This window comes from Devosia sp. Z6_126 (assembly GCF_058133495.1).
In genome coordinates, this window is sequence record NZ_JBYUNO010000002.1 from 843,105 (window position 1) to 863,825 (window position 20,721).

The 20,721-nt window shown below is 62.4% G+C and carries 15 protein-coding genes; 4 read left to right on the top strand and 11 right to left on the bottom strand.

What is annotated here, in order from left to right; translation table 11 throughout:
• The first annotated feature begins 175 nt into the window (after positions 1-175).
• The 3 genes from AC3YOG_RS11185 to AC3YOG_RS11195 are packed head-to-tail and all read left to right on the top strand — an operon-like array spanning position 176 to position 5,323.
• Entirely contained in the window at positions 176-724 is a 549-nt protein-coding gene (locus tag AC3YOG_RS11185; protein WP_127752421.1) for a PadR family transcriptional regulator, read from the top strand.
• A gap of 13 nt (positions 725-737) precedes the next feature.
• Positions 738-2,006 carry an efflux RND transporter periplasmic adaptor subunit gene (locus tag AC3YOG_RS11190; RefSeq protein ID WP_489935112.1) on the top strand — a complete coding sequence of 423 codons (1,269 nt, stop codon included), beginning with the start codon at positions 738-740 and terminating at the stop codon, positions 2,004-2,006.
• Positions 2,007-2,017: 11 nt separating this feature from the next.
• Positions 2,018-5,323: an efflux RND transporter permease subunit gene (locus tag AC3YOG_RS11195; protein WP_489935113.1), complete on the top strand. Its 3,306-nt coding sequence runs from the start codon at positions 2,018-2,020 to the stop codon at positions 5,321-5,323.
• Between the two features lie 95 nt (positions 5,324-5,418).
• Here AC3YOG_RS11195 and AC3YOG_RS11200 read toward each other — a convergent pair whose 3' ends face one another.
• The 8 genes from AC3YOG_RS11200 to AC3YOG_RS11235 all read right to left on the bottom strand — a co-directional run bounded on the left by AC3YOG_RS11200 (position 5,419) and on the right by AC3YOG_RS11235 (position 15,193).
• Positions 5,419-7,317, bottom strand: coding sequence for an ABCB family ABC transporter ATP-binding protein/permease (locus AC3YOG_RS11200; protein ID WP_489935114.1), 1,899 nt, complete (start codon positions 7,315-7,317; stop codon positions 5,419-5,421).
• A complete protein-coding gene (locus AC3YOG_RS11205) occupies positions 7,317-7,640 on the bottom strand; it encodes an ArsR/SmtB family transcription factor (RefSeq protein WP_127752417.1) in 324 nt (107 codons plus the stop codon). Before AC3YOG_RS11205 ends, AC3YOG_RS11200 begins: the two co-directional genes overlap by 1 nt.
• A 99-nt stretch (positions 7,641-7,739) precedes the next feature.
• Positions 7,740-9,785 carry a LysM peptidoglycan-binding domain-containing protein gene (locus AC3YOG_RS11210; RefSeq protein ID WP_489935115.1) on the bottom strand — a complete coding sequence of 682 codons (2,046 nt, stop codon included), beginning with the start codon at positions 9,783-9,785 and terminating at the stop codon, positions 7,740-7,742.
• Between the two features lie 174 nt (positions 9,786-9,959).
• Positions 9,960-11,576: a citramalate synthase gene (gene cimA, locus AC3YOG_RS11215; RefSeq protein WP_489935116.1), complete on the bottom strand. Its 1,617-nt coding sequence runs from the start codon at positions 11,574-11,576 to the stop codon at positions 9,960-9,962.
• Positions 11,577-11,582: 6 nt separating this feature from the next.
• Positions 11,583-12,065, bottom strand: coding sequence for a GFA family protein (locus tag AC3YOG_RS11220; RefSeq protein ID WP_489935117.1), 483 nt, complete (start codon positions 12,063-12,065; stop codon positions 11,583-11,585).
• On the bottom strand, positions 12,058-12,549 hold the full coding sequence (locus tag AC3YOG_RS11225) for a GFA family protein (RefSeq protein WP_489935118.1): 492 nt from the start codon (positions 12,547-12,549) through the stop codon (positions 12,058-12,060). The genes AC3YOG_RS11220 and AC3YOG_RS11225 overlap by 8 nt, the downstream gene beginning before the upstream one ends.
• Positions 12,546-13,985, bottom strand: coding sequence for a cysteine--tRNA ligase (gene cysS, locus AC3YOG_RS11230; RefSeq protein WP_489935119.1), 1,440 nt, complete (start codon positions 13,983-13,985; stop codon positions 12,546-12,548). Before cysS ends, AC3YOG_RS11225 begins: the two co-directional genes overlap by 4 nt.
• Positions 13,986-14,179: 194 nt before the next feature.
• Entirely contained in the window at positions 14,180-15,193 is a 1,014-nt protein-coding gene (locus AC3YOG_RS11235) for a fumarylacetoacetate hydrolase family protein (RefSeq protein WP_127752412.1), read from the bottom strand.
• A 147-nt stretch (positions 15,194-15,340) separates the two neighbouring features.
• Here AC3YOG_RS11235 and AC3YOG_RS11240 point away from each other — a divergent pair, with 147 nt between their 5' ends.
• A complete protein-coding gene (locus tag AC3YOG_RS11240; RefSeq protein WP_489935120.1) occupies positions 15,341-16,492 on the top strand; it encodes a DUF2865 domain-containing protein in 1,152 nt (383 codons plus the stop codon).
• Here the strand turns inward: AC3YOG_RS11240 and gltX are convergent.
• From gltX to AC3YOG_RS11255, 3 genes are all read right to left on the bottom strand, one after another.
• Positions 16,437-17,768 carry a glutamate--tRNA ligase gene (gene gltX / locus AC3YOG_RS11245; protein WP_489935121.1) on the bottom strand — a complete coding sequence of 444 codons (1,332 nt, stop codon included), beginning with the start codon at positions 17,766-17,768 and terminating at the stop codon, positions 16,437-16,439. The genes AC3YOG_RS11240 and gltX overlap by 56 nt on opposite strands.
• Positions 17,765-19,432, bottom strand: a complete 1,668-nt coding sequence (locus AC3YOG_RS11250) for an NAD+ synthase (protein ID WP_489935122.1) — start codon at positions 19,430-19,432, stop codon at positions 17,765-17,767. Before AC3YOG_RS11250 ends, gltX begins: the two co-directional genes overlap by 4 nt.
• Before the next feature lie 117 nt (positions 19,433-19,549).
• On the bottom strand, positions 19,550-20,587 hold the full coding sequence (locus tag AC3YOG_RS11255) for a hypothetical protein (RefSeq protein ID WP_489935123.1): 1,038 nt from the start codon (positions 20,585-20,587) through the stop codon (positions 19,550-19,552).
• Positions 20,588-20,721 lie beyond the last annotated feature (134 nt).

The following is a 20,721-nucleotide window of genomic DNA, read 5'->3' on the forward strand; positions in this document are numbered from 1 at the left end:
CGCCATAACGCCCTTGCGCACTATACAGGTGCTGCTTAGCCGGACGGCTAACAGCCATGCGAGGCCTTCTTAACTGGTTTGCGTCCTTCTGTCGCAATCACACTTGCTTTGCTTCTCCTCCCCCCTATATAGCTCCAGCATATATCGGACCTGAATAGGTCTGCTGGAGCCTTCCATGAACGTCAGAACCTTGTGCCTTTCGATCCTCTATGAGGGCGAAGCGACCGGATACGAGATCCGCCGCCGATGTGTGGAGGGTGAATGTTCCTATTTTATCGAAGCCAGCTTCGGCTCGATCTATCCCGCGCTGGCCAAGCTTGAAGAAGAAGGGCTCGTCACCAGCCGCACCGAGCAGCAAGAAGGCAAGCCGGCCAAGAAGGTCTATGCCATCACAATCGAAGGCCGCCATGCATTTGCCAAGGAGTTGGCAGAACCTCTCGGCGAAGATGTGCTGCGCAGCCCTTTTCTGCTGTTTGCCCGCTACGCCCATCTGATGCCGGCAGACCTTGTGGAGCAGCGCGGCTCTGAGTATCTGCAGCGCACCCTGGACTGCCGAAGCGGCATGGAAACTGCTGCTACCGAGCGCGAGATGAGCGCAGCCGATTGCTGGGTGGTCGGCTTTGGCCGGGCCATCATGGAAGCTTCGGAAAAGTATTTGCGTGCGCATATGCACGAGCTGATCGGCTTGGCGAAGACCGAGCGAAACAAAGACGCGGCTGAGTAAGGGGCTAAGTACGATGCGTGCATTCTTTTCCTTTGGGTTGGCCTTCGCCATTCTGCTGCTGGCCGGTGGCTGGCTGGCGACCGGTACTCTGGTGCAGGGCGGGCAAGGCCCTGGCAATGGCGTGCAGCCAATCGTTGCCGTCATCGAGGGCGAAGACCACGGTCCGATCCACACTGCTTTGGCCGAGGCTGGCGTCTTGGCCGAGCATCACGAGGCCGAGGTCGATCCCAAACTCACCATTGCACAACGTACCGAGGCGGTAACTGGCGCCAACGCGCCGGTTCAATCCGTACGTACGCAGACCTTCACGGCACAACCGATGACCATCCAAGTGCCGGTGCGCGGGCGCACGCAGGCCAAGTCCACGGTTGCTGCCGTCGCGGAAACAACCGGCACAGTGGACGTGGTGCATGTAACCAAGGGCGAGCGCGTCGAAGCTGGCGAGCTGCTGTGCACGCTCGATCAGGGCACGCGCGCCGCGGCCGTCGCTCAGGCCGAAGCCAGCTTGGCGCAAGCCGAGGCAGCACTGGCGCAAGCCGAACTCAATTATGCGACCAATGCCGACCTGCGTAAGCGCGGCCTTGCCGCCACAAACACGGCCAATGAAGCCGAAGTGGCCTTGGCCCAGGCTCGTGCGGGAGTGTCCCAGGCTCAGGCGGGCATTGACAATGCCCGCGAAGAACTGTCCCGGACCGAGATCAAGGCCAAGGTTGCCGGCTTGGTTCAGGACCCCGTCGCTGTTGCCGGTTCCATGCTGAGTGCCGGCACGCCTTGCGCAACCATCGTGCAGCTCAACCCTATCGTGTTCAGCGGCTCGGTGGCGGAAGGCGACATTGCCAGGGCTAAGACCGGTCTCGATGCAACGGTGACGACCGTCACCGGTGAGACGGTGGAAGGCAAGGTCAGTTACATCTCTTCGGTGGCTGACGACGCCACCCGCTCGTTCCAAGCCGAGATCGAGATCCCCAACGAAGACTTCGCCATTCGCGACGGCATCACCGCACGCGCAATCGTCAACGTCGGAACGGTTCCGGGGCACCTGCTGCCACAATCTGTCCTGACGCTGGATGATGATGGCGTATTGGGCGTGCGCACAGTGGAGGACGGCAAGGTGGCCTTTTATCCCGTCACTGTGGTCAGCGACACCCGCGACGGTGCCTGGGTGAGCGGCCTGCCGGAAACGGCAGAGGTGATCACTGTAGGCCAGGAAAGCGTAACCACCGGCGACCAGGTGCAGGCGACTCCCGCCGACACTGCAAGCGCTGAAGCGACCGCCAGTTAAGGAGCGCATCCATGCTCGACTTCATCGAACGCATTCTGCGGATGCCCCGCGTCGTCCTTACGATCATGGTGCTCGTGCTCGGCGCGGGTTCGGTGGCCTATGTCTCCATGCCCAAGGAAAGCTTCCCGGCTATCGAGATTCCCTATCTGTATGTGTCGATCACGCAGACTGGTGTGTCGCCGGCTGACGCCGAAAATCTTCTGGCCAAGCCGGCCGAAGAAGAACTGGCGACCCTAACGGGACTGGAGAACATCACCACAACCTCGACAACCGGGCACGCCTCAGTGCTGCTCGAGTTCGACATCAACACGGACAAGGACCAGGCCCTTGCCGATACGCGCGCCCGGATGGATGCCGTGCGGGCCAAGCTGCCAAGCGAAGCCGACGATCCGACCGTCACCGAGATCGATTTCATCGGCCCCATCATGTCGGTGGCTATATATGGCAGCGCCCCCGACAAGGAGATGATCCGCCGCGCCGAGGAACTGCAAGACGCGCTCGAGGCCCTTGGCGACGTGCGCGAAGTGACCCTGTCAGGCGCTCGCGACGAGCAGCTCGAAATCCGCATCGACCAGACCCGGCTTGAAGCCTATGGCCTCACCGCTGGCCAATTGCTGGATTCGCTGGCGCGCAACAACATGGTGGTGCCTGGCGGTACCTATAATTCCGGCCAAGGCGCCTTCAACATCGAAGTGCCTGGGCTGATCACCACGGCACAGGACGTTTATGACCTGCCGCTCAAGACCGACGGCAATACCGTGGTCACCTTCGGCGATGTGGCGACCATCACCCGGTCGCTGGCTGACGCCACCGAATATACCCAGGTGAACGGCTCTCCAGCCCTGATCCTGAGTGTCGCCAAAAAGACCGGCACTAACATCATCGACGTATCCAATCAGGTGCGCGAAACAACCAAGAATGTTGCGGCCAACTGGTCGGGCGGTGTTGGCTATAGCTTCTTCCTCGATCAGGCGGAAACCACCACCAACCTATTCCGCTCCCTGGAAGCGGCCGTGCTCACGGCCGTGGCGCTGGTGCTGATCACCTGTATCGCGACGCTGGGCCTGCGCCCTGCCCTCATGATCGGGTTGTCGATTCCGCTCTCGTTCATGATGGCGTTCCTCGTGGCCGAAATGCTGGGCATGACCATCAACATGATGGTGATGTTCGGTCTCGTGATCGCGGTGGGCGTTCTGGTGGACGACCCCGTGGTGGTCGTTGAATATGCCGAGCGAAAACTGATGGAGGGCGTTCCCAAGAAGGAAGCCTTCATCATGGCGATGCGCAAGATGTTCGTGCCGGTGGTAGGCGCTACCGCCACGACCCTGGGCGCCTTTATCCCGCTCCTGTTCTGGCCGGGCATTATCGGCAAGTTCATGAGTTACCTGCCCACGATCGTGATCATCGTGATGGTCGCGTCCTTCATCTCGGCGCTGATCTTCATGCCGGTGATTGGCTCGGTGATCGCCTCGACCCATGTGGACGAGAAGGAAAAGGCCAAGGCCGACCTGGTGATGTATCCCGAGAAGTTCGACGCCAAAAAGGTAAGCGGCGTTACGGGCGTTTATGTGCGGCTGATGGAAAAGCTGATGCACTGGCCGATCCCGACCTTGGCTGTCGGGTTCGGCATCATCGTCGGCATCTTTATCCTGTACAGCAACAACCCCACGGGAACTGAGGCTTTCCCTGCCTCCGAGCCTGAGTATGCCACTGTGGCGGTGGTCGGCCAGGGCAACTACAGCCCTGAAGAAGTACGAGACATGCTGGTCGAGGTGCAGGACGAAATCCTGCATGTTCAAGGCATTCAGGACGTCATCATGCAGTTCGGCGATACCGGCGCCGCAGGCACGATGCCGCCCAATACCCTGGGCAACTTCCAGCTGCAGCTGACCGATTGGAGCGAGCGGGTCCCTGCCGAGCAGATCTTCGGCGATATTCGCCAGCGCGTGAGCTCCATAGCCGGGCTCGACGTGCAGGTGCTGCCGCTCGAGAACGGCCCGCCGGCGGGCAAGGACATCAATATGCGGGTGGAAAGCACCAACTATGATGACCTGCTACCCGTGGTCACTGCCATTAGCAACGAGCTGGCCAGCTGGCCCGAAACCGTTGACCTGGAGGACGGTCGGCCTTCGCGCGGTATCGACTGGCAGATCACCATCGACCGCGTGGAAGCGGGGCGTTACGGGATCGGCGTGCGCGAGCTGTCCCCCTATGTTCAGCTGATCACCTCCGGCGTAAAGCTCGGCACCTATCGTGACGCGGAAACCGGCGACGAGCTCGACATCCGCGTTCGCCTGCCCGAGGACGAGCGCACCTTCGATGCCTTGGAAAGCATGCGTATTGCTACAGCCCAAGGCCTGATCCCGGTGTCGAACTTCATCGACCGTCAGCCGGTGCCTAAGGTCGCCAATATCGAGCGGCGCAACCAAGTCTACGTGATGAACGTGGCCGCAGGTCTTAACAACCTTCCCGAAGGCGTTTTTCCGGCTGACAAGGTGGCTGAGCTGCAAGCCTGGATCGGCGAGCAGAACTTCCCCGAAACCGTCAATGTCGCATTTGGCGGGGCTGAAGAGCAGATGGGCGACGCAAACGCCTTCATCGTGCAGGCGATGGGCATGGCCATGGCCATCATCTTCTTCGTGCTGCTGCTCGAGTATAACAGCTTCTACCAGGTGTTGGTGACCCTCTCGACAGTCGCCATGTCGGTCGCGGGTGTGCTTTTGGGCATGCTGGCGACGGGGATGACCTTCTCTGCAATCATGACCGGCCTGGGGATTGTGGCCCTGGCAGGCATTGTGGTGAAGAACGGCATCGTGTTGATCGACACCTATAATGACTACCACCGGCATCAAGGTGTCGAGGCGGTCAGGGCTATGTTGCTGACTGTCGGCCAGCGTGTTCGCCCGGTGCTGCTCACCGCGTTCCTCACAGCCTTGGGCGTGATCCCGATGTGGGCGAATGTGGAGTTCGACTTCATCCGCCGTGAGATCGTGATCGGGGGCCTTGCCGGCTCGTGGTTCATCCACCTATCCGCGGCCCTGGTGTCGGGCCTGTTCTTCTCGACCCTGCTGACCCTGATCATGGTGCCGGTGATGATCACCGCCCCCAGCGTGATCAAGCAGCAGATGGGCTCGATCTTCTCCCGGTTCGGCCGCCGCAAGACCGCCGTGGCGGTGCCAGCAGGGTTCGACGGCATGGCCGTGGAAGTCCCAGAGGAAGCCGATGGCGCCCGCCGCTACATCGTCTCCAAGGACGCTGGCCTCAAGGAAGATGGCGCCAACGGCCCGCGCGTCGACCGACGGGACGCAGCCGAATAGCCTCGGCTCTGAGAAACACAAAAAGGCCCGCAGCGATGCGGGCCTTTTCTTTGTTAGGACGAAAAGCTTGGTGCCGAAGCTGGGACGACCCTGCCCTATTCCGCCGCCGGCGCCACAGTCTTGACAAAACCATCGGGGTCGTTGGCGGTCTGCCGCAGCTTTTCTTCGGCCTCGGTGGCTTCGCGCTGGCGGTTCCACATCTGCGCGTAAAGGCCACCTTGCGCCAGCAGATCGCGATGATTGCCGCGCTCGGCGACGGTGCCACTGCGCAGCACGAGGATTTCGTCCGCATTGATAACGGTGGAAAGCCGGTGGGCGATCACGACCGTGGTGCGATTGGCCGAAACGATGTCCAGTGCCGACTGGATGTCGCGCTCGGTCTTGGTGTCGAGGGCCGAGGTCGCTTCATCGAGGATCAGGATCGGGGGCGCCTTGAGAATGGTGCGGGCAATAGCTACGCGCTGCTTCTCGCCGCCCGACAGCTTGAGGCCACGCTCGCCAACGGGCGTGTCATAGCCTTTCGGGAGCGTTTCGATGAATGGCCCGACCTGGGCCATTGCGGCGGCCTTGCGGACCTCTTCATGGCTGGCGCCGGGGCGGCCATACTCGATGTTGTAGCCAATGGTGTCGTTGAACAGCACCGTATCCTGCGGCACCATGCCGATGGCCGCTCGGAGACTATCCTGCGTGATGTCGCGTAGGTCCTGCCCATCGATGGTGATGGCGCCGCCCGTCACGTCATAGAAGCGATACAGCAGCCGTGAAATGGTCGACTTGCCAGCACCTGTCGGTCCAACGATGGCGACGGTCTTGCCCGCCGGAACCTCAAAGCTCACATCCTTGAGGATCGGCCGGTCGGGATCATAATGAAAGCTGACGTGATCGAAGCGAATGACCGGGCCCGTCACCACCAGCGGCTTGGCATTTGGCTTGTCGACGATTTCGGCGGGCTGCTCGAGAAGTTTGAACATCTCCTCGATATCGGTCAGGCCCTGCCGCAGCTCGCGATACACAAAGCCGATGAAATTCAGCGGCCGATAGATCTGCATCAGGAAAGTGTTGAGCAGGACAAAGTCACCCAAAGTCAGGGTGCCGTTCATCACCCCTTTCACCGCCATGACGCTGATGATGATGAAGCCGGCATAAAAGATCACCGCCTGGCCGAAGTTGAGCACGCCAAGCGAGGTCCAAATCCGGATCGCTGAGCGCTCGTAACCGGCCATGGCGCGGTCGTAGCGTTCGGCCTCCATCTTCTCATTGCCGAAATACTTCACTGTTTCGAAGTTCAGCATGCTGTCGATGGCCTTGGAATTGGCATCGGTGTCGCTGTTGTTCATGTCCCGGCGAATAGCGATACGCCAGTTGGACGCCTTGATGGTGAAGTAGAGATAGCCCCAGATGGTCACCACGAGGATGCCGAGATAGCTGACGCCGAACATGTAGACAAAGATCACCGCGGTGATCACGAACTCCACCAGGGTCGGCACGATATTGAGCATGGTGAAGCGTACGATGGCTTCGATGCCCTTGGTGCCGCGCTCGATCACCCGGCTCAGACCGCCCGTGCGGCGCGCCAGGTGGAAACGGAGCGAGAGTTGGTGCACGTGATTGAAGGTGCGGTAGGCCAGTTTACGCACGGCATTCTGGCCAACGCTGGCGAACAACACGTCGCGCAATTGCTGGAAGCCAGCATCGATGATGTTGCCGAGACCATAGGCGATCACCAGCACAATTGGGACAGCCAGGCCCATGACCAAGGTGTTGTTCGGCTGGGAGCCGTCGAGGCTGTCGACGATACCTTTATAGGCGAAGGGAATAAGCGTCGTTGCGACCTTGGACAGCAGCAAAGCCGCAATCGCCAGCACCACCCGCAGCCGCAAATCAGGCCGATCCGCTGGCCACATATAGGTCCACAGATTGCGCACTGTGGCGAACACAGAACCCTCGTCCGCGTTTACGGACGATTTTGCCTTCCGGCTTTGATCAACTGACATCAGACTGGTTCCGTTTCCCGGATAGCTGGGACCACGGGCGCAAGACCCTCCAGCATGCTTGCATAAGCACTTCCAAGCGCCTGCAGGCGATCATGCTGCACCACATAGCAGTTCCGGGTGCCACGTGGCTTGCGTTCGATCAGCCCGGCATCAAGCAACACCTTGATGTGCTGGGAGACGGTGGACTGTGCCAGCGGCAAGGATTCTGTGACATCGGCGCAGCAGCATTCCCGCTGCTGCTCCCGTGCCAGGATACGCAATATGCTGAGGCGGACCGGATGGCCGAGCGCCCGCATGATGGTCGCGAAATCGTCGTCTTGCATGAAGGCCACTTCTTTGATCGTCAACAAGCGATAGAAGATGGTGTGCTACGGCGCAAGGGCAATTGCCTGCGGCTTACCGAGCAGAAGCGGCCCTGTCCGCTACTGCTCCCCGGCGGGCAGATCAAACACCTGGCCTGGATAGATCCGGTTGGGATCGCGAATCTGACCATTATTGGCCTGGTAGATCGTCGTGTACTTGATCCCGGCACCGTAGACGCGCCGCGCAATCGTCCAAAGGTTATCACCGCGCCGTATGATGGCCTTGCCAGAGGCAAAACGCTGCTCTTCGGCATTGCCTACCTGGACCCCAACCATAGTTGGCACCTCGTCTGGTGCGGCCGGGCCGGGCGCCACCGTCGAAGGCCGGGGAGAGGCAGCGACGGCCGGAGCGGATGCGGGCGTCTCCACCGTTGGGGACGCAGCAGAAGGCGCCGCAGGGTTGGCCGCCGACACCTGGTCAGCCATTGGCTTTGTCGCCAGAGTGGTATCGGGGCGTACCGCCGCATCGGCGGGACCTGATTCCGCCGCGCTTCTTGCTGAGGCAACGGAGGCAGCCGCGGCCGGAGCCTCAGCCGCCGCCGGTTGAGGGTTTACAGCGGCAGCACTTGATGAAGCGGTTGTGGGGGGCCGCTCACTGGCAGGAGGGTTGGCGACCTGCGGGGCCGAGGAGCCTGCTTCTGCTACCGGCCCAGGCTGCTGCGTATTGACCGGTGCCTGTTGTACTGTTGCGCCCGCTGAAGGTGTTGGCGCTGCGGTCGGGCTTGCTGACGTCGGACGAGGCGCCTGGGCTACTGCCGTCGGCGCGGCCGCAGTGGGGACCTCGAGAACGAAATTCACTTCTGCTCGCGCCGAAACACTCGCATCGGCGGGGTCGAGGAGATCAACGCGAATGCGTTGATTGGCCTTGGTCAGTACATTACCGCCCTCCACCAACCAGCGACCGTCCGAAACTATGGCGTCGGCAATGAAGACGTCATCAACATAAAGCCGCACCGTGCCACCCTCCGGGCCAGCGCCGGCGAAAAATGCCCGCTCCCCTTCGACTTCAATGGCATCAATGCTTGGCTGCGTTGGTGCAGAAAGGGGTGACGGTTCCTCGCCCGGCTGAACAGATGGAACGGAGGGCGTTGCCGCCACAAATGGCTCTGGTGCAGCGGCCCCAGATGGTGCTGTCGACTGGAGGACGGCGGCGACTTGTGGGTTAGCTGGCGCCTGCGCAGCGAAGGGTACCGCCGTTGGAACCGTTGCTCCCGGCGAACCGGGAACCGTGCTGCCACTCGGCAATGGCGGGGCTCCAGCAAGTCGGTCTGAGTTTTGCGCCGGAGCCATCACGGGCTCGGGCTGACCCGGCAGTTGGGCGGTGGGTTCTTGTTCTGGAGCGGCAGCGATCTCGACAGGCGGTGCCGTCGTGCTCGCACCAATGGGCAAGGTGCCGGGCGTGGCGACGGTCGCGGCTTGAGCTTCCGGCTGAGCATCGGCCGGCGCAGCTGGAGGTTCTGCCCGAGATGCGGCGGCAGATGGACTGGGTGACGTCGCCGCGGCAGGCGTTTCCGGAGTCGCGGCCGCCGGCTCTTTCACGGACTGGGCCACAGCGCTTGTAGTCTCGGCGCCCGCAATGGGGCGTTCAAGGCCCTGCAACACTTCGCTAGCTTGACCTGGTGTACTGGCTACGACCAAGGGCTCAGCCGTGCGGGCCTCGTCAATGACAACCACAAAGGACTGGCCCGACTGCCCCTTCTCGCCAACTTCGGCGAGGGTGAGTTCAGTTCCGCCCGGAGGGAGCGGCGATTCAGGCACCAGCACCCAATCGCCGCTTGCCTCAACGTTGGTCCGGCCAATCGACGCGCCATCGGAAAACACTTCAACTTCGCTACCAGGCTTGCCACTGCCAGCGATCACCACCGAACCATCGGGCTCCGCGCGAAGCAAACCAAAGTTCGCGGCAACCACGCTGTCGGCGGGGGCCGGGGGCGTTTGGCTAGACGCATTAGGTTCCGCTGGCGTCTCTATTGCCGGAGTGGGCTGAGTCGGAGCGAGCGCGACCGCCTCCGTGGCAGGCGTGGGGGCGGAAACATCGGTCGTGGCCACGGCTGGGGCTGGCAGAATGCCGGCATCGCTCATCTTGCCGCGAAGACAATGGCCCATTCCATCGCTGCTGTTGAAACAAGCAACCAGCGAGGGCCCCGAAAGGACACCGACAACAACTACGAGCGTGAGCGCAGCGGCGCCAATGGTGAGCGCGAGTGCCTTGTTCGGGACGGGGTCGGCCAGTTTGTCCTCCAGGACGATTGGAACTGCGCCGCTCTATGGGCAGCCCGGTTAGGCAGTCTTGACGGCCTTGGCGGCTGTGGCCTCAGTTTTCAAGAGCTTATAGGTAATAGATTCATACAACGCTTCAAAAGAAGCATCAATGATATTGGGCGACACGCCAATCGTGTGCCACCGTTCGCCCGTGCCATCGCGGCTTTCCACCAGCACACGGGTGACCGCGCCCGTGCCCCCGTCCAGAATACGAACCTTGAAGTCCACCAGCACCAAGTCCTCGATCCGGCTGGAGAATTTGCCAAGATCCTTGCGTAGGGCGAGGTCAAGCGCGTTGACGGGGCCATTGCCCTCGGCCACCGACATCAACAATTCGCCATCGACCCGGATCTTGACCACCGCCTCGGTGACCGTGACCTCTTCGCCCTGAGCATTATGGCGCCGCTCGACACTGGCGCGATAGTTTTCGACAGCAAAGAAGTTGGGCAAGGTGCCCAATACTTCTCGCGCCAGCACGGCAAAGGATGCATCGGCCCCGTCATAGGAATAACCACGCGCCTCGCGTTCCTTGACGGTGGCCAATAGCCGCTCGAGGCGCGGGTCATCCTTGGAGATGGCGATTCCGTGACGGGCAAGCGCCGTCAGCAGATTGGAGCGGCCCGCCTGCTGGCTCACCATGATCGAGCGCTCATTGCCCACGCTTTCGGGCGGAATGTGCTCGTAGCTGGAAAAATCCTTTGCCAGGGCCGAGGCATGAATGCCCGCCTTGGTTGCAAAGGCGGAGGCGCCGACATAGGGCGCTTGCCGGGCCGGTGCGCGGTTGAGCCGATCATCGAACGCTCGGGAAAGCTGAGTCAGGCGCTCAAGGCGGCCCGCATCGATGCCCGTTGCGAACCGATCCGCGTAATGGGACTTCAGTAAGAGCGTAGGGATGATGGTGACGAGATTGGCGTTGCCACAGCGCTCCCCGATGCCGTTGAGCGTGCCCTGGATTTGGCGAACACCTGCTTCCACGGCGGCTAGCGTGTTCGCCACGGCCTGGCCGGTATCGTCATGGGCGTGGATGCCGAGCTTGTCGCCTGGGGCCACCCCAAGAACCGCTGTAACGATCTCGCGGATTTCGGCGGGCATGGTGCCGCCATTAGTGTCGCACAGCACCACCCACTGCGCGCCAGCCTCGAGCGCGGTGCGCACGCAAGACAGCGCATAGTCCGGGTTGGACTTAAAGCCATCAAAGAAGTGCTCGCAGTCAACCAGAGCTTCCTTGCCGGCCGCAACAGTTGCCACCACGGTTTCGCTCAGATTGGCGAGGTTTTCCTCCAACGTGATTTCCAGCGCCGTTTCCACCTGCCGGTCCCAGGCCTTGGCGACAAAGCACGCAGCTTCGGCGCGCGACTGCAGCAAACCCTGTACCCCTGGATCGTTGGCAACGGAGCGCCCGGCCCGCTTGGTCATGCCAAAGGCGGTGAACCGGGCCTTGTTGGTGCGCTGTTCGCCAAAGAACTCTGTGTCCACCGGGTTCGCGCCGGGATAGCCGCCCTCGATGTAATCGACGCCAAGCTCCTCGAGCAGAGCCGCAATGGAAATCTTGTCCTCCAGCGAGAACTCGATGCCGGCGGTCTGGGCGCCATCCCGCAGGGTGGTGTCGTAGAGATAAAGGCGGTCTTTGGACATGGAACTCTAGTGCTGTTCGGGCCAGGTGGCGGTGTCGTGATCGGGGTGCTGGTGATTGCTGGCGGCAATCCTTGCAGCGCCTTCAGCGTCTTCCGCTTCGCTAGGCGGGCAATCAGGCAGGCCGCCCAGCGCAGGCACCCAGCTGATGCGGCTTTCAGTGCCGTGCTGGTCGAGGGGCGGGAAGGCTTCGGGATGGTCCAGCGAGCCGATCGACACGGCGATCCGGTCGCCCTCGGTGTAGCGGAAGGTCAGCGGCGTGCCGCAACGGGCACAAAATCCACGCTCGGCGTGATCGGACGACATGAAGGTGGCGAGTGCTCCCCGCGTCAGCTCCCAGGTTGAGCGGGCGCCGCCCACGAGTGGCGCATAGAAAGCGCCGAAGGCCTTCTGGCACATGCGGCAATGGCAGATATGGGCGTTGCTCGGGCTCTCGGTGAACCGATAACGCACCGCCCCACATTGGCAGCCGCCGCTCCAGCTTTCACTCATGTGAACTCTCCCGCGGTGGCCAATCCGAAGTATCGTGGTCCGGATGCTGGTTGGAGTGGATGCCGGCCAGGAAGTCGCGCCACTCGTCGCTGTTCTCAGTGCGCACTGGCAAGCCGGTCAGATCATCAAAGAAGGGCAGCTTGTCGTGCAGGTTGACCTGCAACGCCGGGGTAGCAACCGTCGGGTCATCGAAAGCACCGATCGCCAATTCAAGGCCAAACCGGGTTTCATAAGCGAGCGGAGTGCCGCAATCGCCGCAAAAGGCGCGACGCGCCGCGTTGGAGCTCTGGTACCATTTCGGCTCGCCCCGGCTCCAAACCGCATCATGCGCGGTGACCAGCGGCCCGAAAAAGCCGCCAAACGCCTTCTGGCACATGCGGCAGTGGCAGATGGAGGGGCGCCCCAGCAGCTTGACGCGGAACCGCACCGCGCCACACTGGCAACCTCCGGCATGCGCCTCGATATTGCCTTCCGAGCTGATCATCGCTTGAGCTCCCATTTGGTGCGACGCTCGCGGCTTTGTGGGTCCTTGTAGTCCATCAGCGCAATGCCCTGCTCGGCCAATTCGCTGCGGATGCGGTCGGCCTCGGCAAAGTCCTTGCTGTTGAGGGCGGCCAAGCGCGCAGCAACGGCAGCCGCAATATGCGCCGGCTCTTCTTCGCTACTCGCGGCCAGCAACCCATCAAGGCTGAAGCCGAGGAAGCGCAGCGTTGCCGCAAGGCAATGCCGGGCATCGCCCTCCCCGCGGTTCGCCCGCTTGGCGATGAAGTCCAGCGCCACCGAGGCGCGATGGAAGTTGAGGTCCTTGGCCAGTTCGCCGACAACGCTCGCGTCAGGCGCGGCGCCATCCTCCACCGCCACGCCCCCAGTGGCGCGCTGCCAGTCGCGCAGCTTGGTTTCGGCTTCTTCCAGCCGCCGCACGCTGAAATCGATCGGCTCGCGATAATGGGTCATCAGCATGGCGAGGCGCAGCACCTCACCAGGCCAGCGCCGGCCGCCGAATTTGTCGGTGGCGAGCAGCTCGTTGATGGTGACGAAATTGCCCAGGCTCTTGGACATTTTCTGCCCTTCAACCTGGAGGAACCCGTTGTGCATCCAAAGCCGCGCCATTTCATAGGTGCCGTGAGCACACCGCGACTGGGCGATCTCGTTTTCGTGGTGCGGGAAGATCAGGTCTAGTCCGCCGCCATGAATGTCGAAGACTTCCCCGAGATAGGCAGCGCTCATGGCGGAGCATTCGATGTGCCAACCCGGGCGCCCACGCCCCCATGGGCTGTCCCAGCCCGGCTCATCGGCGCTCGACTGCTTCCAAAGGACGAAATCGGCCGGGTTCTTCTTGTGCGTGTCGACGGCGACGCGCGCGCCAGCGAGGTTGTCCTCCAGATTGCGCCCGGAGAGGCGGCCATAATCGGGCATGGAGGTGGTATCGAACAGCACCTCCCCGGCCGCCTCGTAGGCATGGCCCTTGGCAATGAGCTTTTCGATCAGGCTGACCATATCGGGCTTGCCATCGGGGCGCGGCAGCACAAAATCGGTCGCCCGGGGCTGGTAGGTTGGCTCCAGCGTGCCCAATTCCTCGACATCGGCCGCGAACTGCGCGGCGGTTTTTTCCGTCACCTGCCGGATGGCCTCGTTGAGCGGCAGGTCGGGATAATCGCGTGCCGCCCTCGCATTGATCTTGTCGTCGACATCCGTGATGTTGCGGACATAGGTGACGTGCTCGGCGCCATAGATGTGGCGCAGCAGGCGGAACAGCAGATCAAAGACGATCACCGGCCGAGCATTGCCGATATGGGCGAAGTCGTAGACGGTGGGGCCGCAGACATAGAGCCGCACATTGCTGGCATCGAGAGGCTCGAAGAGCTCCTCCCGGCGCGTCAGTGTGTTGTAGAGCGAAAGCGGCGGCAGTCCCGAGTTCATGTTGACGTCCTGGCCATGCGGATGGGCACTGGCTGCGGGCGCTTCGAGTATCGGGTTTTTTGGATAAAGAAGACCGCGCTGCCAAATCGTGGTTAGCAGGTAATAACGCAGCCGTTAATCGGATTAACGTTGATCTTCATGGCGCCACCTTCGGCCCAAGCCGCCGCCAAATCAAGCCCTTCGTGAAAATTCGATCAAGCCGGCCGCTCGAGCAGGGTCACCTGCTGATTGATTTCGCCAAATGGTGCCCGGCCCGCCCCATCGATTGCCGCAATCCGCAGGCTGTCGCCCGGCTGCAGAAACGGCGTGCGCGCCCGCCCGAACTTAGTCTTTTCGACGGTGCGCAGTTCGGCAAGACAGGCAAAGCCGATGCCATCGCGCTTGGTAGGCAGGCTCTCGTCATGCCGGTTAGACACGGTGCCCGAGCCGACAATGGTGCCGCCGGCAAGGCTGCGCGTGCGAGCGGCCTCCATGATCAGGTCGGCGAAATCGAACTGCACGTCCCGTCCGGCATTGGGCTGTCCGATCAGATTGCCATTGACCTCCACCCGAAGCGGCAGGTGCAGACGGTTGTCCCGCCAGGCGTCGCCCAGGGCGTCGGGTGTCAAGGCGACGGGGCCGAAGCTGGTTGAGGGCTTCGCGTGGAAAAAGCCGAACCCGCCCTGCAGGTCCTCGGCCACCAGCCTGCGCAAGGATACGTCGTTGCAGATAGTGACCAGCCGAATGGCAGCGGCCGCTTGCTCGCGGGATGGCTGCATCGGCACGGGGCCGATGATCACGGCGATCTCCGCCTCAAAGTCGAGCGCCAGATCGTTTTCCGGCACGACGATCGCCGCGGTCGGCGCCAGCAGCGTATCCGAACCCCCCTGATACAGCAGGGGTCGGGTGGATTGCAGTTCGGCGTCCTTGCTGCCTCGCAGTGTGCGGACGCGTTCGAGATGGCTCATATAGCCCGAGCCATCGATCCACTGATAGGCGCGTGGGAGCGGCGCGAGCGCTTGGCTGGCCTCGAACACCTGACCGGCAATCGCACCCGCGTTCAACTCGGACGCGAGTGCCGCCAGCTGAGGAGCCGCGTTGTCCCAGTCATCGAGCGCCGCCTGCAGATGGGGCGCAATGCGGCCTGCGGCAACACAGCGCTGCCCATCTGCGGAAACCACCACCAGCTGGCCATCGGGGCGACCATTTCTAAGGGTAGCAAGCTTCATCGTGGCGCAATCTCCCGCTCGAGTGTTGCGCCAGCGCTATCACGCCATCTAGCCGGGGACTATAGTGTTGCCACCAGATCGGCGCTGGCCTATGCGGCTTTTGCAACGCCGCCGCTTCCAGCCGCAAGCAAGGACCACGCATTGACTTTGAGCAGAACAACCCTGCGCCCGTTTCTCCTTTTGCTCGTGGCAGCTGTCTGCCTGCTGCTCGATGTTGGCACGGCGCATGCGCAGGCCGCCGCTTGCGCCCGGCTGGAAGATTCGCTGCGGCAATTCGATCGGAACGCGGACTTTCAGCAACGGCAGGGCAATTCGCGCTCGGCCCGTCGCCTCGCTGATCAGGTGCAGAGCGCGGAAAGCCGTTACATCCGCGAAGGCTGCAATGATGACGCGCGGGCTGGCCGCACTCTGTCACCGCGCTGCCAGAGCATTGGACGCGATGTGCTGGACTTACGCGAACAATATGCCCAGGTCTCGCAGTCGGTGAATAGCGCCGGTGCCGTGGCCCAGCAGCGCGAAGCCATCCTGCAGGAACTGGCCCGCTTTGGTTGCGGCGCCGGGCGCGGCTCGAGCGCCGACTTCTCGCGCGAGCGGCAGTCGATCTTTGATCGCGTGTTCGGCACTACCACCCAGGGCGATTTCACCGATGGCGACCTGGTCGACGATGGCGCTTATTGGGGCAGCCAGGGCTCCAACACTGTGCGAACCCTCTGCGTGCGGTTGAGCGATGGTTACTTCTGGCCCATCAGCTACGCCACTTTGACTGATTATGTCGGCAATGACGCCCAGCAATGCCAGGCGATGTGTCCCAACACACCGGTGGAACTCTATTTCTACGACAATCCGGGTCAGGAAGTTGAGCAGATGCGCAACGTCAGCGGCCAGCCTTATTCCGCCTTGCCCACCGCGTTTAAATATCGCGAGGCGGTGGATATGCAAAGCAGCTGCCGTGCTACCCCGGCTGGCGGGGGCACGATCCGGAACGCCGTATCAGCTGACGGCCAGAACCGGACCATCGCTGAAGTATCAGGCGTGAGCTTCCCCCTGCCCCCGCGCGATCCGCGCCGGCAGATGCCAGCAGCCGTCGCGCCGGTCGAGGCGCCATTGCAAACGGCCACGCTGATCGATGTTCCTCTGCCGCGGCCGCGTCCTGCCGGCCCCGGCGAGACCCCGGTCACCCGGCCTGCGCCGCAAACCGCCGAAGACAAAAGCCTGCGGCTGGTTCAGTTCGGCGACAAGGTGGTCAGGGTAGTCGGTCCAGACACGCCTTACGCCCAAGCAGCGGCAGCAGGCTCTTAAGCTCGGGCCCATCGTGGCGACCGGTCAGTGCAAGGCGGAGGGGCAGGAACAAGCCCTTGCCCTTGCGGCCGGTCTGGGCCTTTACGGCCCCCGTCCACTCGCCCCAGGTCTCGATTGACCAGGGCTCAGCTGGCAGCAACTCGCGCGCGGCCACGAGGAAGTCGCGGTCTTCCTGCGCGATCACCGGCTGCACCGGGCCGCGGATCAGCTTGGCCCATTCCACCACATCACCGAACTTGGCCAGGTTCTCGCGCAGCACCAGCCAGAGCGGCTCGCTATCGAGACCCAATTGCGCCAGGCGCGGCTGCGCTTCGGCATAAGGCATGGCGTGCAGGATACGCGCGTTGAGCGTGTCCAGTTCAGCCGGATCGAACCGGGCCGGTCCATGCGAGATGGCCGCAAAATCCAGTAATTTAGCGACGGCGTCCAATGAGGCATAGGGTTCCACAGGAATGCTCGTGCCGGTCAGCGTCGCCATGATGGCCACCGCCAGCGGCTCATAGCCTTCCTGCCGGAAGTCCGCGATCGACTGGGAGCCAAGCCGCTTGGAAAAGCCCTGTCCTTCGGCATCGGTCAGCAGATTGTGGTGCCCGAACTGCGGCACGGCCCCGCCCAAGGCTTCGAAGATCTCGATCTGGGTGCCCGTATTGGACACATGATCCTCGCCGCGAATCACATGGGTGATGCCCAAGTCGATGTCATCCACCACTGAAGGCAGGGTATAAAGGTAGGAGCCATCCTCGCGCACCAGCACCGGATCGGACATGGAGGCGGTGTTGACGGTCTGCGGCCCCTTGATCAGGTCATCGAACTGCACCGGCTTGCCATCGAGCTTGAAGCGCCAATGCGGGCGCCGTCCTTCGGCCTCGAGCCGCGCGCGATCTTCGGCCGTGAGTTTTAGCGCCGCCCGATCATAGATGGGAGGCTTGCCCATGGCCCGAGCCCGCTTGCGCCGCCGATCCAGCTCGTCCTCGGTTTCGTAGCAGGGATACAACCTACCCGCGGCGATCAACTGCTCGCGCGCCGCCTCGTAAAGCGCCGCCCGCTCCGATTGGCGCACCAGCAGATCGGGCTTCACGCCGAACCACGCCAGATCCACCTCAATGCCGTCGGCGAACTCACGGGTGGAGCGCGCCGCATCGGTGTCGTCCATGCGCAGCACATAGCGACCGCCATGCTGGCGAGCAAAGAACCAGTTCAGCAGCGCCGGCCGCGCATTGCCCAGGTGAATGCGCCCCGTGGGTGAGGGGGCCCAGCGTACAACAGGTGCGCTCATGCGCCGGTCCGATCGCGATAGCCGTTGGTGATGGGGTAGCGGCGCCCCATGCCAAAGGCACGCCAGGTCAGTTTGGGTCCGGGCGGCGATTGCCTGCGCTTGTATTCGGCAATGGTGATGAGCCGGTCGATGCGCTGCACCAGCGCCAGATCATGCCCCTTTGCTGCGACTTCGGCGATCGACAGCTCGTCCTCGACCAGACCCTCGATGATGGCATCGAGCACCGGATAGGGCGGCAGGCTGTCCTGGTCCGTCTGGTCGGGACGCAGTTCGGCGCTGGGAGCCTTGTCGATGATGTTCTGGGGGATAACCGGGCCCGCCGGTCCCAGGCAATCACCCGGCAGGTGCTTGTTGCGCCAATCCGCAAGCTTATAGACCTGCATCTTGAGCATATCCTTGAGCGGGTTGAAGCCCCCGTTCATGTCGCCATAGATGGTGGCGTAACCCACGGCCATTTCCGACTTGTTGCCCGTGCTCAGGAGCATCGAGCCCAGCTTGTTGGACACCGCCATCAGGATCACGCCGCGCATGCGCGACTGGATATTTTCTTCGGCAAGATCAGCGGGGCGGCCGGCGAAAATCGGGTCGAGTTCCTTGAGCGCCTGATCCACCGGCCCACCGATAGCAACGACGTCATAGCGCACGCCCAGCAGTTCGGCGCATTGCTTGGCGTCCACAAGGCTTGCCTCGGAAGTGTAGTGATAGGGCAGCATGATGCAGTGGACATTCTCGGCGCCAAGCGCATCCACCGCCATCGCCGCCACCACCGCGCTGTCGATGCCGCCGGACAGCCCCAGCACCACCTGCTTGAAGCCGTTCTTGCGGACATAGTCGCGCAGTGCCAGCACGCAAGCACGCCAAGGCGCTTCCTCGGCGGAAAGCTGCGGCTTGATCTGACCCTCCACGCAGGTCCAGCGCCCGTCCCGGCGCTCCCAATCGGAGAGGATGAAATCGGGTGCGAAGGTCTCGCCGCGGAACACCAGCTTGTCCCCGGGCTCCATGCCAAAGGAGGCGCCATCATAGACCAGTTCGTCCTGCCCGCCGATCTGGTTGAGATAAAGCATGGGCACATCGTCTTCGGAGGTGCGGGCGCGCACCAGCCGGTCCCTGACTTCGTGCTTTTGCATCCAATAGGGGGAGCCATTGGGGCAAAGCAGCATTTCGGCCCCAGCCTGGATCAGATGCTGGCACACCCAGGGGTGCCAGATGTCTTCGCAGATTGGCAACCCCATCGGCACGCCCTTGATCGTCACTGGCAGCGGGAGCGGTCCGGATGTGAAATAGCGCTCCTCGTAAAAAACGTCGTTGCGCGGCAGTTCGCGCTTGAAGCGGATGGCAGTGATCTCGCCCTTTTCGGCGACGAAAAGCGCGTTGTGGAAGCCGGTTTCCGCCTGCCAAATGGTGGGAATGATCAGCGCCACATCGGTGCCGGCCGTGTCGGCTGCCAGATCCTGCGCCGCCTTGATAGCATCGGCCACGAATTGCGGCTTGAACAGAAGATCGTCCGCAATATAGCCGGTCAGGAAGAGTTCGGAGAGCAGCAGGATATCGGCTTTTGCGGCCACCGCCTGCGCCAGCGCGCCACGCGCCAGCACCAGGTTTCCATCCAGATCGCCCACTTTGGGATTGAGCTGAGCAAGCGCGATACGCAGGTGGTCGGTCACGATATAGGCCTATAGCTGACGCGGATACGCTCCCTCCAGGGCGAACGAAGCGCGCGCAAGCCTTACCCACTCGCCCCCGGCAGAACAAGCCGGTAACGGCTGATCACGGCCGATGGTTCAGAAGCGGCCGGCCAGCTCAAACAGGGCGCCGTAGCGGAAGAATGAAAAGGGATTGTTGGTCGAGATATAGGACTGCCGCGAAAGATTGGGCGCCGTGTATGCCGGGTCCGCTGGCGTGCCATCGGGTTCGAAGGACGGCTGCGGCGGCGTCACCGTTGCAGTGTCGAAGGTCGCGTCGTACTCACCTTGGAGATAGGAAGCCCGGCCGCCGATCCGAACCGTCAGGTTCTCGGTTGGGTGAAAGCCAACCATTAACTTGCCCGCAGCGCCATAGGCGTAGCCACCGACGCTGGCCGCCGAGGCGAGGAAAGTGTTGCCGCCGAAATCTTCGGGCACCAGGTCCAGAGTCCCGAGAGTACCGTCCACCCATGCATAGGGCAATGCTGCAGCTTCTGCAGTGATGTCGAAAGCATCCGCCACTTCGAAGCGGCTAACTAGGCCGATCTTGGCCGCGTGGATGTCGAAGTTGTTGGGCTCGCTGTCGAACCCTATGGACCAGTCTCCAGTGGAACTGGACCAGGCGATGTCGCTGGCTGAACGAGCCGTAGTGAACGAAGCGCGGCCGGTATCGGGCGATTCATTGAAGTATTGGTAGCCGATCACAGCCCCGACGCCAAAGCTCTCATTGCCGAACGGCATCATGCCGAAGTCAGCACCGACATAGCCCAACCGCGCGCCAGGGAGATCGAAGGTCCCCCCGATGCCATCCGTGGAGTAGTCCCCGCTCGTAGCAAAGGCGTAACCGACATTGGCCTCCAAGAAGGAGCGCGTGCTGTCGTCATCGATGCGGACAAAGGCCTCCCCCGAATGGGAGGTGCTTTTGATGTCCTGCTCGTAGCCCTGAAGGGACAAGGATTGCTCGCCGAGCGAATACCAGTAGCGCACGCCCGCTTCGAAACGCAGCGGATTGTCTTCGCCAATCTGCCAGTTGGTGGGATAGGCGGTCCGCATTCCCCCATAGCCGTAGTCAGCCGCAGTTGCCGGCAAGGCAACGCTTCCGGCAAGCAGGGAGGCAATGGTGAGGGTGCGCTTCATCGGAACCTCTGAGACCCGGGCCGTTCAGCCCAACGCCACATTGATGCCTCATTAGGGTTAACAGTCCGCTAAGTGAAGACAGAGACTTTTCGCTAACTATCTTAAGGTGTAATCGGGTATAGGGCTGGCGGCGA

Coding starts and splice junctions, on each gene's coding strand:
- AC3YOG_RS11205 (WP_127752417.1), bottom strand. CDS start 7,640: ATGCAAGACGACGATTTCGCGACCATCATGCGGGCGCTCGGCCATCCG.
- AC3YOG_RS11210 (WP_489935115.1), bottom strand. CDS start 9,785: ATGGGCCATTGTCTTCGCGGCAAGATGAGCGATGCCGGCATTCTGCCA.
- AC3YOG_RS11200 (WP_489935114.1), bottom strand. CDS start 7,317: ATGTCAGTTGATCAAAGCCGGAAGGCAAAATCGTCCGTAAACGCGGAC.
- AC3YOG_RS11235 (WP_127752412.1), bottom strand. CDS start 15,193: ATGAAGCTTGCTACCCTTAGAAATGGTCGCCCCGATGGCCAGCTGGTG.
- AC3YOG_RS11255 (WP_489935123.1), bottom strand. CDS start 20,587: ATGAAGCGCACCCTCACCATTGCCTCCCTGCTTGCCGGAAGCGTTGCC.
- gltX (WP_489935121.1), bottom strand. CDS start 17,768: ATGAGCGCACCTGTTGTACGCTGGGCCCCCTCACCCACGGGGCGCATT.
- AC3YOG_RS11190 (WP_489935112.1), top strand. CDS start 738: ATGCGTGCATTCTTTTCCTTTGGGTTGGCCTTCGCCATTCTGCTGCTG.
- AC3YOG_RS11220 (WP_489935117.1), bottom strand. CDS start 12,065: ATGAGTGAAAGCTGGAGCGGCGGCTGCCAATGTGGGGCGGTGCGTTAT.
- AC3YOG_RS11185 (WP_127752421.1), top strand. CDS start 176: ATGAACGTCAGAACCTTGTGCCTTTCGATCCTCTATGAGGGCGAAGCG.
- AC3YOG_RS11195 (WP_489935113.1), top strand. CDS start 2,018: ATGCTCGACTTCATCGAACGCATTCTGCGGATGCCCCGCGTCGTCCTT.
- cimA (WP_489935116.1), bottom strand. CDS start 11,576: ATGTCCAAAGACCGCCTTTATCTCTACGACACCACCCTGCGGGATGGC.
- AC3YOG_RS11225 (WP_489935118.1), bottom strand. CDS start 12,549: ATGATCAGCTCGGAAGGCAATATCGAGGCGCATGCCGGAGGTTGCCAG.
- cysS (WP_489935119.1), bottom strand. CDS start 13,985: ATGAACTCGGGACTGCCGCCGCTTTCGCTCTACAACACACTGACGCGC.